The sequence below is a fragment of the Candidatus Fukatsuia endosymbiont of Tuberolachnus salignus genome (genome assembly GCF_964030845.1).
Lineage (GTDB): Bacteria > Pseudomonadota > Gammaproteobacteria > Enterobacterales > Enterobacteriaceae > Fukatsuia > Fukatsuia symbiotica.
The window spans coordinates 605,025-620,006 of sequence record NZ_OZ034983.1; the positions used below are offsets into that span (position 1 = coordinate 605,025).

A 14,982-nucleotide genomic window follows, 5' to 3' on the forward strand; every position below is an offset into this window, starting at 1 on the left:
ATGGAACGCAGCAACCGCAGTGGTACTGAGTACATGAGGATGGCGAGCACCAAAGTAACGCGGAATTTGCAGCATGTAGTAAGTTTTGCAAGAAGTCTAATAATTTGTAGTATATCGGGTTGCGTAGCAACTTAATTTAAAGCTTCCCATTCATAATATTGTCATGGAAAATTGTGAGGTTTTTTCAAATTTAGTTTTGAATCATAGACTCCTGATTCTTGTCAAAGAGTAAAAATGGACTGTTGTGAGATCAATCGACAGTTAACCATAGATTTAGGGATCGTAAAATATGAAGACATTAGGCGAATTTATCGTCGATAAACAGCACGAATTCTCCGAGGCCAAGGGTGACTTGAGTGCTCTACTGTCAGCAATCAAGCTCGGCGCGCAAATTATCAACCGTGATATCAATAAAGCCGGTCTGGTCGACATTCTTGGCGCCAACGGTGTGACCAATACTCAAGGAGAGGCACAGACCAAGCTCGATCTGTTTGCCAATGAGAAGTTGAAGGCAGCATTGCAAGCCCGCGGAGAGGTCGCAGGGATCGCGTCAGAAGAAGAAGATGATATTATTATTTTCAAAGAAAGAGCAAAAAGCGGCAAGTACGTAGTGCTGATGGATCCTTTGGATGGTTCTTCCAATATTGATGTCAATGTCTCGGTTGGTACTATTTTTTCTATCTATAAGCGTATTACGCCAATAGATGAGCCAGTGACTCTCGCCGATTTTTTGCAACCAGGTATTAACCAAGTGGCTGCCGGCTATGTGGTCTATGGCTCATCGACAATGCTGGTTTATACCACCGGCTATGGTGTGCATGCTTTTACCTATGATCCCTCGTTGGGTGTATTCTGTTTGTCTCATGAAAAAGAAAGAGTAGAGTACCCTCCCGGAGGTTGTATGTATTCGATTAACGAAGGCAACTACATTAAATTTCCGCTGGGAGTGAAAAAATATATTAAGTATTGTCAGGAAGAAGACAAAGAGACACAACGCCCCTATAGCTCACGTTATATTGGCTCTTTGGTCGCGGATTTTCATCGTAATTTACTAAAAGGCGGTATCTACATTTATCCCAGTACTGCTGCTCATCCGCAAGGTAAATTACGTCTCCTGTATGAATGTAATCCAATGGCATTTTTGGCAGAGCAAGCTGGTGGTAAAGCCAGCGATGGTAAGGAACGTATTTTGTCGATCGTTCCAAAAGAACTCCACCAGCGATCACCGCTTTTTGTTGGCACTCGATCTATGGTTGAAAAAGCAGAAAGTTTTATGGTGTGTGATCAAAATAACTTAAATGATAAGGAAACAGAGATGAGTTTGAAAGAGGTTCCAGCAGGTAAAAGCCTACCCGAAGATATTTATGTAGTGATTGAAATTCCCGCCAATGCAGATCCGATTAAATATGAAGTCGATAAAGAAAGTGGCGCTTTATTTGTTGACCGATTTATGTCTACCGCCATGTTTTATCCCTGTAATTACGGTTATATCAATCATACCTTGTCGTTAGATGGTGATCCTGTTGATGTGTTAGTGCCAACACCCTATCCGTTACAGCCAGGCTCAGTGATCCGTTGTCGCCCGGTCGGTATGTTAAAGATGAGCGATGAATCAGGCGAGGATGCCAAGTTGGTGGCAGTTCCGCATACAAAACTAAGCACAGAGTACGATCGTATTAAAGATGTAGAGGATCTACCCGGATTATTGAAATCTCAGATCATACATTTTTTTAAGCATTACAAGGATTTGGAAGCAGGAAAATGGGTGAAAATTGAAGGGTGGCAAGATGCTACCGCAGCTAGAGCCGAAATTTGCACCTCTTACGAGCGTTACAAACTCGATAAGAAATAATTTTTTCGATCAATGGCACTGGCTTGTACAGCGGTGTCATTTCCTCATCTCGACGTCGCTGACGACTATTTTGAATAGATCCTATATTGGGTGACGTTTTAACCAGTCACCGCTGTCGATACGTGTTAAGCCTGTAACGCTAAGACGATAAAGGTAGATCCAGGCCTTACCATAGGGTGTCTGAATCAATTCACGCTGATAGATTTTGTTGCGGTTTTTTATTTCGTCCAGCTCAATGAGTGTCGATGAATGAATATGATAAATTTCTCAACGCACCTGCCCTTTGCCTGCAACCACCGCCGGACCATGGTCTAAATAGTACATTTCATAACCATCTAGATTACATTCTGCTAACAGCTGCGCCGCCGTCAGCCAACGGCTATTGCCTTGATTGCGCCGTAAACTCCCGTAGACAATAATTTTCATGGTCAAAACTCAAATTGATAAACCATATCGAGTGCTTGATTAATACCGGACACTGCTTCCAGATACAACCTGGGCATTAATCGATAGCGTAATGTTAAGGTTGCTAATGAATTAAATATGCCAACACCATACTTTACCTGTAGATCTCTAGTCAAATTACCACTGACAACCACCTGAGAGCTATTACCTACGCCCTCAGTATCCAATGCTAAATTACTGACACCGAATGCTTCACCAATCTTGCCGACAAGTTTACCACTTTTTGCTACCCCAAGACCGATTAACATTGACGTCATCATGTTGCCATCCGTACCGGACTGGCTTAAACCCTGACCACGCAGCAGATAAGACCAGGCCTCCAGTTCTGGCTTGACTGGATCGGAAAATACCGTGACCAGCGGAGCATTAGCCATGCCTGTAACTCGTACACCCGCGGTTACATTATCTTCGGTTGCCTGCGGATTACGTATCGCTTCAATATTCAATAAAGGCTGGTCAGCGGGGCCGGAGAACAGCAATAACCCTTTTTTCACAATCAGATCCTGTCCATAGGCATGAAAACTGCCTTCAGGAATAGTGATCTGACCATTCAATCCCAATCCTTGTTTATCCTGTGTTACCTTTAATGCGCCCTGTAATTGGGCTTTTAGATCAAAAGCATCAAGGCGTACATCAGAGCCGAGGCGAACATGTAGATTACTGTTAATAGCAACCGTTCTCTTTTTATCCTCTATCGGTTGCAGTTGGTTGTTTAACATCACTTCATCTGGAGAAACTGACACCGTGTTTTGCGGTATTTCCTGTACAAAAATACGGGCCCACGGAATATCGATCGAACCATCCAATGTGAACATCTGTGGCGTGGCTGCAAATACCAAATCGGGTGAGACATCGATCTGTAGCATCGGTGGTACTACCACGCGTAATCTCTCTCCTTTAGCCGTAATTCTGGCGCGCCAGGCAGCAATATTACGCCAATCCGCATTACCCGCTAAATTTAGCTGCCCCTTGGCCGTGCGGATCAACCCTTCTAGCGTCGATGTCATGCCATTGAAGTCCACCGACAAGCGACCTTCGCTAATTTTAAATGGCATCCAACTGCTATCTAGACCTACTTTGTCTAACGTCAGCTGACCATAGAGCAGCGGATTTTTTGCATTACCCGCCAAACGTAGATTGGCGTTTAACATGCCTGTCGCCTTTTCACCTTTACTCAAGATCGGATTAATCGTCGCTAGTGCGATATTATTGATAGCAATATTACCCGATAATTTACGTTGCCCCTGTGGCTGTGTAACCTGCAGTTGTCCGTTAAATTGTCCATTGTCGGTCAATTTAATCAGCCAATCCATTTGTGCATGTCCTTGAGTCAGACCTGCGTCTAAGTCTAGCCTATCAAAGGCAATTGGCAGTGAATTACCCTGTATTTGTTGTTGTATTTTTACACCCTTCCCCACCAGAGATATTGTAGCCTGTGGCAAAGCGCTATTCGCTTGCCAACTGATATCCCCTCGTCCACTAAAGATGCCGTGCAGGGTAGTTTGCGGGCTGAGGAAGGGGGTGATCATCTGTAAATCAAAGCGATTGAGGATAACCGTCGCTTGGCCGTTGGCACCTAGCTCGATAGCACGTGGCACACAGAGTTCTGCATGAGGATTTTGCCAACAGTGTGCACCGATAATTAACTTTTGCGTCTTATTGAGATAGTCAAACGTGATGGCGCGATTTACGTTCCATTCACCGACCAAGGTTGAAAAATGGCTATTATTTAGACTTCCGAGCCAATGTTGCTGCTGTCGATCAAAACTGCCGTTCAGTGCCAATTGAGCGCTAAGAGGCTCGCCGGTCAATTTTAAATGTAACTGATGTTGCTTTTCAGTGCCTTTGGCTGCAAGTGTTAATGTCTTGATCAAAAAATTTTCCTGCTTAAGTTGATCAATCTGCATCGATAGCTGTCCTTGTATGAGATCACTTGAACGCACATCGCTATCAATTTTGACCCGCTTAATATACAGTTTTTGCCACTGTAAATTATTCGCCGTGATATCAGCCAATAGCTGAGGTGCTTTTAAGTTACCACGCAATTTGAGCGTACCTTTCGCTATCCCTGCTAATCCGGGCAAGGCACCGTCTAATTGGGGAGCATCAAGATCAGCATCCAATACCCATTTGTCATTGAGATCACCTTTAACATCCAGCCGGTTACGGCCCAGCGCCAGATTGATAGTAGGAATATGCCACTGTCCCGCGGAGTTACCATTCAAAGAGCCGTGCGCGATCAAACGTTTTTGCTTTATATTACCGTCTAACATCAGCTCAGGAACTTGTAGTTGCCAGTGCTCTTCATGTATCTTGCCACTGGTGCGTATTGTACCGTTCAGTTTTGCCGGCCATTGTGGCCATTGTTTTTCTGTATTAATACCATTTACGGTCAATAATGATTGCCAACTGATGCCATCTCGCCAGGTTACTTTCCCCGTTAAATCTGTACTACCTTGTAAAGCGGTTAAGCGCAACCTTGTCAGGTCGAATTGCTCTAAGTTGCCCTTACCATCAAGCGTTAAGCGTGCTGGTGGCAAATCAATGGCTTGCAAATTACCGTGCAATGACAGTGCATAGTGAGTAGCTTTGCCATTGAAACGCATTTTAAAATCATTGAGTTGATATTGTGCATTACCGGTTAACGGCCAATGTAATTGTGGACTTTGTAACGTTATAGCGAGCGGTAGCCCTGCTTCAGTGAGTACGGTCTCGGCATCCAACTGGGCATTGATGGATCCGGAAAGATTAAGTGCCAGTTTCAGTTGTTCACATAATCCACCGTGCAAGCGCAATTTCACTTTTTCTCTTTGTAGCGGTGCAATATTGAGAGTGCTCTCCGCCACAATATCCAGTGGCCATTTATCCGACAAATTGGCAGTGCCTTTGACCAATAATTCACCTTGCGGTGTTTTAATGGCTAAGTTGTCGAGTTGGATAGCTTGACCCTGAGTATGTCCCTGCAAGAATAAGCTGTTTATGATGAAATCATTTTCGCCACGCAAGCGCAGTTGTTGCCCAGAAAGCGCCGTTATCTGAATATCGAGCGGTAAATGAAAATCTGGTAACGAGGGTAATAGGGGCTGACGAAACAAAGCGATTAAAGTTTCATTCAACGACTCAGTCGATAATTTGCTCTTTTTCTGTGCATTCAATCTTTCTGGCAATGGGTCAGCCACTGTCGGCACCCCGGTTACGATCAATAACTCACTGATTTTAGTTGGCATCAATGATAATACTCGCTGCTGCCAATGCGCCCCAGTACGCAACTCTTCTAAAGAAATAGCCGTTTGGTCTACCCTGACGTTGACATTATTCAACGTCAACAATTTTAACGTTATCGGATAGGGTGTTTTGAGATCGGTTAATGGTTTAGTGTCAGTTGGAGCAGAACTTGCCGGTAGTTCTGCTGTTGTGATCTGTACATCAATATCTTGTGCATTGAGCGCCTCAATACAGATTTCTCCCTGCTTCAAGCAGGAAAACTGGAGCGAAAGATGCAACTGATCCACTTTGGCCAGCACCCCTGGCATCTGATACTGAACACCTTCCAGTGTGAGATCACGCAAGCCCCCCTTAACAGTAACGATATCCAGCCCTGGAACCCAGCGAGTCGCACTATTAATCAAGAAGTGCACACCACTGGTTGTACCCAGTAGAATAGTTAGAGTAGCGATCAGTAATGACAATATGAGCAGGAGTGAAAGACTCAGTTTTTTTATCCAACTCATAATTCAGGTCCCAAACTGATATAAAATTGCATACGCTGGGTTTCTTTATCACCAATAGGCAGGGCAATATCGAATCTTACTGGACCAATAGGAGATGCCCAGCGTACTCCTACACCGGCACCGGTTTTAAAATCGCTACGGTGGATATCATTTACCGCTTCACCTGCATCGACAAAGACCGCGCCCCACCATCGATCCGTGACGTTATATTGGTATTCGACAGACGTGGTAGCCAGTTTTGCCGCACCTGTGAGCTTGCCTTTACTATCGCGTGGTGAGATACCGTTATATTTATAACCACGGATACTACGATCACCACCGGCAAAAAAACGCAGTGACGACGGCATCAGGTCGAAATTATTGGTTTCTATCCAGCCAAGATTACCCCGTAGCACGAAACGATTTTTTTCGCCTAATGTCCGGATCCAAACATGTTGTGCCTGTATCACACCAAAATTGAGGTCTGACCCCCATGATCTATTGGAAACATCAAGAGAATAACGCTGACTGTCTCCCCAAGTTGGCATTGCGCCACCACGTTGACGAATACGATTGATACTGACCCCCGGGTAAAGCAGCATAGGGGTATGGGTGATTTGTCCTTGAGTATAGTGTTCTAGACTCCAGCGTAGGTTAATAGCACGTTGCCAACCACTGGACAAGTTCCAAAAGCGTGCCACGTTTAATGTGCTGATATCTGATTTGGTATCGTTTTGATTGATACGTTTGAACCCACTTTGCAGTAGGTAATAGTGCTCCAGCGGATTTTTTAATAAGGGAATACGATAACTGAAATCAAGGCTTTGCCCAGGTACGGAAATATTCGCGCTGGTGGTTAAACTATGACCACGGGAGTTGAGCCAAGGTTTACGCCAACTGGCTTTTACTCGTGGTCCTATGTCAGTTGCATAGCCTCCACCCAATTCAACGGTGTTTTTAGTCTTAGGTGTCACTATAGCTTCCAACGGCAAAATTTTGCTGGTGTTAGCATCAGTAAAGTTGGGAGAAACCACCGCCGAGTTAAACCAGTTAGTTGCAGCCAGACGGCGATTTAACTCAGCGAGATCATCCGAGCTATAATAATCTCCTTCGTGGAATGGCACTAAATTTTGTAAATAATCTTCCCTGATTTGCGCCCCTTGGAATAGCAGGTGACCAAAACGATAACGTTGTCCACTGTCGAAATCGATATCCCAAAAAGCTTGATGCCGCTGCTGAGCGACCCCCAATTGTTTTTTAATCATATCGGCGTCAAAATAACCCTTACGCAGTGCTAGCGCAGAAAGTGAGCGGGTAAAATCGTCAAATTCACCATGATTCAATATCGACTCTATTTTAGGTGTATCTTTGCTCACCAAGGCTTGATAGGCGGGATCGTCCTTAGCCATACCACGCAAGCGGATATCAACGCCAGCAAGGCGTACTGGTGTGCCTGCTACCACATTGACAACCAACGTCGAGCGCTTAGGCTCTTGCTGCAGATCAAAATTAATCGTTGGATCGTAATAACCTAACGCGCGTAGCCCTTGACGGATAGCGGCTTGCACGCGCGCCTGAAAACGTCCATCAAAGCTGATCTCATCAGCAGTGATGGTTGATAAACTTGCTTGCACATTTTTTTCGAGTTCACCACTAAGCCCATTAATCTGTAACCCTATAGTGGCATGAACAAATGGGGTAGTGAGCATTACACACAAAAAACAGAGAATAGGGTATCGTGGCACGTACATACTCCGAATGAATAGACTTCTTGCAAAACCTACTACGTGCCGCAAATTCTGCGGTACGTGGTGCTCACCATCCTCATGCCCTCGCATGTACACTGTGGTTGCTGTGCGCCAGGCGCCTTGACTTCGCAGCACTCGCTACGGTTTTGCAAGAAGTCTAATTATGCTCTTGTAAAAACGATATCATGGGTAGCGAGGCGCTCGCAATCCTCATACACTCGTGTACACTTCGAGGATAACGTGCCCTGAGTCTTGACTTTCCACCGCAGGTACGGTTTCGCAAGAGGTCTTTATGTTAGTTTGATGATTTTTCGCCCATTAATCTGGTTTTTCAACGGTATGGCCAATTTGATCTTCCGCCTGTTTAAATTACCGATGGTTCGTAACGATGACATTACCTCTGACGACATTTACGCCGTAGTGGAAGCTGGTGCGCTGGCCGGGGTCTTACGTAAACAAGAGCACGAATTGATTGAAAATGTATTTGAAATGGAATCTCGTACTGTCCCCTCTTCTATGACATCACGTGAAAATGTCATTTATCTCGATCTGTGCACTAGCGAGGACAATATTAAAGAAAAAATTTCGGTTCACCCTCATTCTAAATTCCTGGTTTGTGATGGCAATATCGATAAAATTGTAGGCTATGTAGACTCAAAAGATCTACTCAATCGTGTACTCGGCAATCAAAGTTTAGTCCTTAGTAGTGGTGTACAAATCCGTGCTGCCCTTATCATACCTGATACTTTGACACTCTCTGAAGCATTGGAAAGTTTTAAAACTGCTGGCGAAGATTTTGCGGTTATTTTGAATGAATACGCACTAGTTGTGGGGATTATCACACTAAATGATGTGATGACTACTCTAATGGGGGATTTGGTTGGGCAAAGCCAGGAAGAACTGATCGTCGCACGTGACGAGAATTCATGGTTAATTGAAGGTGGGACCCCCATCGACGATGTGATGCGTGCACTTAATATCGGTGCATTTCCACAATCGGTTAACTATGAAACCATCGGGGGTTTTATGATGTACATGTTGCGAAAAATTCCAAAACGTACCGATTTCTTTAAATATGCTGGCTACAAATTTGAAGTAATTAATATCGATAGCCATAAGATTGATCAACTGTTAGTCACTAAGTTAGCTGACTGACATCTCTTGTAGATAAAAACACTGTGGCTCCAGATTCAGGAGCCACAGTCGAATTTGCTTGTTGACAAGAAAATCAACTTATTTCGGTTTGCAAACGCAGCACCTGTCGGTTGACCTCTGACATGACTTCAAAATAGCGTTTATCAAGGACTTTATTGGGTCGTAAAATCTTGCCTCTATCGAACTCGAAAACCCCCATATTCCTGATATATAGGCGTCCACGGAACAGTGTTTTTACGTACATTGCGATTCTCATAGGATGGTAACGCTGGAAGATCCTCATTGTATCATTTTCCTCCTACAGTACTAACACACAGGCGCCGCTAACGACCAAAACGGTCAATCACAGTCAGCGCAAAACAAAAGCACAAAGCAAGCAGAGCACAAGCAGGCTGCAAAGCAGTAGACCGGAGAAATAGTGTTTAAGTTCCACTCTTTGCTTAACAATGCTAGACCTGTCACTAAAAAATACCGTATAATCGCCGCCTGATGAGGCCCCTTAGCTCAGTTGGTTAGAGCACACGACTCATAATCGTTTGGTCGCTGGTTCAAGTCCAGCAGGGGCCACCAAATTTTTCAATAACATCTTTAACGTCTCTACTTCCGAATCAGAAATCTTCAGTTCTTGCGTTATGCCTCGTTTATCGGCGCCTTCAACTTTTTTTTTCAACGTTTTTGTACACCAGGCAATACAGCAGATCATATTCTTCATCGGTGAAAAAATCATTTAGCTTTTCAAGTTGTAGTCGGAGGGGTGATTTTTCCTCGATATATCGCCCAGGCGTCAGAAATGACATCGTCGTCGTCCTTAAAGGCTTTAAAAACCCAAGACTTTTCGCTGATTTTCCAAAATGCAACAAATGGTAGGGGGACTTCCTTGTGGTAGAGAAAGTGTAGCATCGTCAAACATACGGCTTCCTCCTCCTGTTTCGAGTCATCGGGTTTTGTGATTATCAGGGGCGAAATTATACCTTATTCTAGCTATTTCTTTTTTTCGACGTAGTTCCGAGTGTACCTGCTACCTTTGCTCGTATACGAACGGCATTACCAGGCATGTAAGCCAGTGGTATCGCTTCAAGTTCGATAGTTTCAATAGAATCAGGTTGTGCTCCTATGGCTATCGCACGCATAATGGCTTTGTTTTGAGCATCTTCCAGACCGGCATTAAGATCTTTATTTTCATTAAGTACCACAAGGATATCTACCTCGCCACTGGCTTGTGCTACTGAAATACCAATTGCATTAGCAACACTGGCGTTCTCCGGTCGGATAACCTGGGATGCTCCCTGTAATGTGGTTGGCAGTAGAACCGCCCCTCCCCCTACCAACACAACCGGTGTTGGATCATTGTTGGTTTTCATCCGATCGATGACCTTTTCCACCATAGCAACATAGTGCGTAAAAACCTGTTCAACCCAATCGGCTGGTAAATGCTGGATGTGCTTACTGTCACCAAGCTGCAGCAACCCTTTGGCTACCGCGATATCAGTCACAGTGATAGTGTCTCCGCCAAATACCAAGGCACGTTCAACCAGTTTGTATCTGACGCTCTCAGGGCCTATTTTAAACTCCCCATTGGGCAACCGAGTGACAATAGTCCCTCCACCTAAGCCAATGGAGGCAATATCTGGCATGCGAAAATTGGTGCGAACGCCCCCAATTTCAGCGGCAATAAGTGATTCTCGAGGAAAACCGTTCGTCAGTACACCGACATCCGTTGTCGTACCACCCACATCAACGACTAATGCGTTTTTTAAACCAGTCAGATATGAAGCACCACGAATACTGTTAGTTGGTCCAGAAGCAATGGTGAGAATGGGAAACGAAAGCGCGTGTTTTAGAGGCATTAACGTACCATCATTTTGACCGAAAAAAATCTCAGCATTGATTTGATGCATCAGCAACGCTTTGCTAAATCCGTTGGCAATGTTACGCGCGGTGGTAAAGAGAGCAGCATTTAAAATCGATGCATTTTCCCTTTCTAATAAGCCAATTGATCCTATTTCATACGAAAGCGATATTGGCGTTTCCTCTCCCAATTCTTCTCGTACTAATTCTGCCACTCTTAACTCTTGTGTGTTAGAAACGGGTGAAAAAACACCACAAACAGAAACTACATCGACTTTGCCTTTAACCTGCCGCAAATGTCCACGTATTTCCTCTTCGTCGAGAGGAGAGAGTATCCTGCCGTCATACTCAAATCCTCCCTTAACGACAAATAAATAGGCAGCCAGATTATTACGGAAATCGTCGGGAACATCAGTGAGGGGGGGTATAGCCAAGGTTGCGGGTGCGCCAAGGCGAAAGTGCACGACCGAGTTTAACCCCTTACGCTCCACAATTGCATTAGTGCAATGGGTAGTACCAAGCATGGCTTCCGTAATGGTCGTTTTATCGATGTCAGAATCTTTTAACAGAGAAGCAATGGCTTGTTCGATACCCGTGATCACATCGCTTGTCGTTGATTGTTTGGTACGTGCGATAACTGTCTTATCATTATCTAGGAGTACAGCATCGGTATTGGTGCCACCGACATCTATGCCAATACGATAATTCATCTTAAATTTTCCTTGTTAACAACCGCTAATTTTTCAATTGTGGTGAAGTTAACATCGTAGTTAAAATACTTTGGTCCCGTGATTTTAAGCCCAAACGGTGTGCGCAATTTTTGATTGGCGGGTACACCCAGGGCAATAACGCGGGCACCATACCGTAGCCGTTCAGCAAGGATCGGTATCCCCGTTTCTTTATCCAGTAGGATAATCAGATCAGGGGTACTGCACAGTAGACGATTACCGCTTTGTGCCAGTAAATATTCATTCTGAAAGGATAAGTTGAACTCCTTACCTTTATCTACCTCAATGCCGTCAAAATAGGCACTACCACAGGTAAAGCCGCCCTCAACGCGCAGGTCAACCCGTGTCGCCCTGCCGTTAAATAACACAGAACCCTGCAATAGTTTCACTAATGTTTGCACGATATCCGCTTTTTCATGGCGTGCTTTTTCTAATTCTTCACCAATACGCTGTACAAAACTAATAGTACCTGGAATACCTGATTTTTTGGCAACACCTGATGTGATCGGATAGGCGGCAAAAAAAGCTAATCCTCCCATTTCTACGCATACAGCACGTGATAGTTTCTCAGTTGCGTAACTATCCGTTGCTTGCACGAGACAGGTATTAGCCCGCGAATCTACCAGGGAAAAAGGAGAAGAGTTAATACCGTCGAGATAAAATGTCGTCATATGAAATTCGGGGAAAGCTCTTCCCATAGCGTCAATATCGACCAGGGGGACACCAAGATGAGCAGCTGTTGCCAGGGGTAATAACGAATTAACTCCACCGATTTCGATTGGGTAAATAGCTGAGATCTTCTTGCCTAGGTACCTTTCAATAAAGCGACACGCCTCAATAGATTCATCACCATTGGGTATTTTTTCTATCATCACACTTGGTGCACCAATCATACCCGTAGAAACGATGAGTGCATCTGACGGTAATTCATCAATATCAAGCAGTTTCATCGAACCATGTTGTTTTATTGCTCTTGTTGCCATGATTTTACCGATATAAGGATCACCGCCGCCGCCACTAGCAAGGATCGATGCACCTAGCGCAATATGATTTATTTCCGCTTCACCTAGTAACCTCATTTTAGACCCTTAGTGTGAGTGTGTGGTGATGAGGCCCGTATTTTAGCAATAACACCATAAACAATGCAGGCAACAAGTATTGAATTTAATGATGCAATGCCAAATTTAGCATTCCAGCCAACGGCAGAGCCTGCTACACAGGCGCAGATAGCCGGCCAACCGATCAACGGTGTTGATGTCGGTAAGGTTTGCCCGGTACGAGCCGCATCAAGCAGTGAGCGGCTCGTACGTAGGACATAATAATCGACCAGCATAACACCGGCGATAGGAGGAAAAATAGTCCCCAGTAAAATCAGAAAATGTGTAAATTTGTCTAAAATACCCATTATTGATAGGGTCGTTCCTATGGTACCTAATGCCAATGTTAACCAGGTATGACGCCATTTCCTGCCAGTAAAACCTTCCACTGTATTAGCTACGGCCAAAGATGAAGAATATAAATTTACATCGTTAATTTTGACCGCAGAAAGAATAACTGAGAGTAATCCAATCCAACCTGCGGTTTGCGTCATAATAGAAACAACATCATCCGTTTTAAGTGCGTGTGCAATCAATATGGCGATACTGTTAACAATAAATTCACCCACAATGATAGAAGCAGTGACCATCCAGAACACGTGCCGCTCGTTCTGACAATAACGGCTGATATCTGCGGTTGTTAGCGAGGCGACAACATATCCGCCAGCGACCATAGTGGCGGCAGCACCTAGCGTCAAGGGCGTACCGGTAGGCATAGAGGTAATAAGATCCGTGATATTATGACCCTGCAGTAAGATAAGAGAAATCCAGCCAACCACCACGAAAAACAGTGGCACCGCTATTTTTGCTGTCCAACTTAGAGCACGAAATCCAAAGGCGACTAACCCGGTAATTGTCATACCAGAGATCACGGCCGACCAGCCAAAACCTAATTGCCCCTCGAAAACATAATTTAAACCCTCAGCAAAAACTGCATTTTGTACCCCAAACCAGCCGACTAAACTGACTGCGATGACTACCCCAATAAGCACGGAGCCTAAACGACCAAAACCACACCAACGTGCCAACAAGCTTGTCGATAGCCCTTCACGTGCCCCGGCAACCCCTAATCCGAGGCTAATGAATTCTAAAATCAAGCTACCAAGAAAGGTGGCAAGCAATGCCTGGCTGAATGTCATTGTGTGGCCTAATGTTGCCCCTAACATGAACTGTGACAGTGCAGTCATCATCCCAATACGGATTAAAATCATAGAGAACAGATTAGAACGTGCGGTAGGTGGAACGGGGCTAAAGGCATAATCATCGCCAAGTACATTATTTTTATTCATCATAATTCATCTTCTAAAGAATTAAAATTTGTAACTGGGAATCATCAGGTATCGGCCGTCAAATGGCAATACCACAAAAGAAGTATCCTCTCTTCCTAAGTATATATTACTCAAAAAGAACAGATTTTATGATGAACAATACGGGTAATCTTAGGATGCAACGAAATTAACAGGCTGATTATTCAGCCTGAAAAATTTTTTAGCAGGGGTCTCACATGGTAACGTTTATTCCTTTTCTCCACAGTCATAATCAACAACATCACTGATGATGCTACTACTGGGACTAAGTAATCGAACCGGCACATATTTATCAAACCCCTTCGCTTGACAAAAATCTTTAAAAGCACTTGATGAATTGACGTCAGACTTCCTATATATGTCTTGTAACCTGTTTTCTATGGTTCGGTGAGCAAGATTGAGTTTCTTGGCTATCCTCTTGGCGCTAAGAGATTGTAGGGTATAAAACACGACATCAAGTTCTTTACGAGTGAATAGCCCACTCGGTGGAGAGAGTAGCAGTGAACTGGGTAGTTTGCCTTGTACACAGCTCATGGGAGAATAAAAACGAAGTTTTTTTGCATGAAAGATCGTACCAACACAGTTGCCATTCTGGTCATAAAAAGGATATTTATCGAAAACATAGGGTTGGCACTCTTTCCTTCGCCCGTAGGGGTGGATATCAAGTGCAGATATATTTTTTAACGACTGTTGAACCTGACGATCCTGTTCACGAAAATCATTTGCGAATTGATGAATGGGATGAGGTATTTCATCGTCTAGTAAACCTTCGATATCAAACCTGGCAGGTAGATTCAATAACTCAAAATAGGCACTGTTTCCATACAGGTAGCGCGAATCGAGATCCTTAATCCCCCAAGGATCCGTGCTACTGTGACATAGTGACAAAATTTGCGGTGAAATCTGGGGAGTCGTATTCTTCACGGGATCATTTTCTTGATGAGTTTTAGCCATCCTTAACCTCCTACCCAAAGTCTAAAATCAGACAATACTTTAGTGACGTAAATCTTGCAAGAGGTTGTAACATAAAATGTGGAAAACAGTCGAATGAACTGTACTAAGAATCTGTTAG

9 protein-coding genes, 1 tRNA gene and 3 pseudogenes are annotated in these 14,982 nt (G+C 44.2%); 4 read left to right on the forward strand and 9 right to left on the reverse strand.

What is annotated here, in order from left to right:
* Positions 1-289: 289 nt before the first annotated feature.
* Together fbp and ppa are read left to right on the forward strand one after the other, a co-directional pair.
* Positions 290-1,276: pseudogene (fbp, locus tag AAHH42_RS03110) on the forward strand (class 1 fructose-bisphosphatase); the annotation flags it as partial.
* Between the two features lie 39 nt (positions 1,277-1,315).
* A complete protein-coding gene (ppa, locus tag AAHH42_RS03115; RefSeq protein ID WP_174224017.1) occupies positions 1,316-1,852 on the forward strand; it encodes an inorganic diphosphatase in 537 nt (178 codons plus the stop codon).
* A gap of 81 nt (positions 1,853-1,933) precedes the next feature.
* Here ppa and AAHH42_RS03120 read toward each other — a convergent pair.
* The 3 genes and pseudogenes from AAHH42_RS03120 to tamA all read right to left on the reverse strand — a co-directional run bounded on the left by AAHH42_RS03120 (position 1,934) and on the right by tamA (position 7,772).
* Positions 1,934-2,278, reverse strand: a pseudogene (locus AAHH42_RS03120) (gamma-glutamylcyclotransferase family protein).
* A 2-nt stretch (positions 2,279-2,280) separates the two neighbouring features.
* Positions 2,281-6,048: an autotransporter assembly complex protein TamB gene (gene tamB, locus AAHH42_RS03125; RefSeq protein WP_072549893.1), complete on the reverse strand. Its 3,768-nt coding sequence runs from the start codon at positions 6,046-6,048 to the stop codon at positions 2,281-2,283.
* Positions 6,045-7,772: an autotransporter assembly complex protein TamA gene (tamA, locus tag AAHH42_RS03130; RefSeq protein WP_342221666.1), complete on the reverse strand. Its 1,728-nt coding sequence runs from the start codon at positions 7,770-7,772 to the stop codon at positions 6,045-6,047. The genes tamB and tamA overlap by 4 nt, the downstream gene beginning before the upstream one ends.
* 303 nt (positions 7,773-8,075) lie before the next feature.
* On the opposite strand from tamA, the pseudogene AAHH42_RS03135 reads away from it, so the two are divergent.
* A pseudogene (locus tag AAHH42_RS03135) lies at positions 8,076-8,930 on the forward strand (hemolysin family protein); the annotation flags it as partial.
* Positions 8,931-9,003: 73 nt separating this feature from the next.
* Here AAHH42_RS03135 and AAHH42_RS03140 read toward each other — a convergent pair.
* Complete coding sequence (locus AAHH42_RS03140; RefSeq protein WP_072549896.1) at positions 9,004-9,213, reverse strand: DUF1107 family protein; 210 nt, start codon at positions 9,211-9,213, stop codon at positions 9,004-9,006.
* A gap of 210 nt (positions 9,214-9,423) precedes the next feature.
* Between AAHH42_RS03140 and AAHH42_RS03145 the strand changes: the two genes are divergently transcribed.
* Positions 9,424-9,500: transfer RNA gene (locus tag AAHH42_RS03145), tRNA-Ile, on the forward strand.
* A gap of 83 nt (positions 9,501-9,583) precedes the next feature.
* Here the strand turns inward: AAHH42_RS03145 and AAHH42_RS03150 are convergent.
* The 5 genes from AAHH42_RS03150 to AAHH42_RS03170 form a co-directional block, all read right to left on the reverse strand.
* Entirely contained in the window at positions 9,584-9,727 is a 144-nt protein-coding gene (locus tag AAHH42_RS03150) for a hypothetical protein (RefSeq protein ID WP_162859941.1), read from the reverse strand.
* A gap of 180 nt (positions 9,728-9,907) precedes the next feature.
* Entirely contained in the window at positions 9,908-11,488 is a 1,581-nt protein-coding gene (locus AAHH42_RS03155; protein ID WP_342221667.1) for a hydantoinase/oxoprolinase family protein, read from the reverse strand.
* Positions 11,485-12,585 (reverse strand): DUF917 domain-containing protein, encoded by a 1,101-nt coding sequence (locus AAHH42_RS03160; protein ID WP_072549898.1) that lies wholly within the window; start codon positions 12,583-12,585, stop codon positions 11,485-11,487. The genes AAHH42_RS03155 and AAHH42_RS03160 overlap by 4 nt, the downstream gene beginning before the upstream one ends.
* A complete protein-coding gene (locus AAHH42_RS03165; protein ID WP_342222004.1) occupies positions 12,582-13,892 on the reverse strand; it encodes a cytosine permease in 1,311 nt (436 codons plus the stop codon). The genes AAHH42_RS03160 and AAHH42_RS03165 overlap by 4 nt, the downstream gene beginning before the upstream one ends.
* A gap of 225 nt (positions 13,893-14,117) precedes the next feature.
* A complete protein-coding gene (locus tag AAHH42_RS03170; protein ID WP_342221668.1) occupies positions 14,118-14,864 on the reverse strand; it encodes a helix-turn-helix transcriptional regulator in 747 nt (248 codons plus the stop codon).
* Between the last annotated feature and the right edge of the window lie 118 nt (positions 14,865-14,982).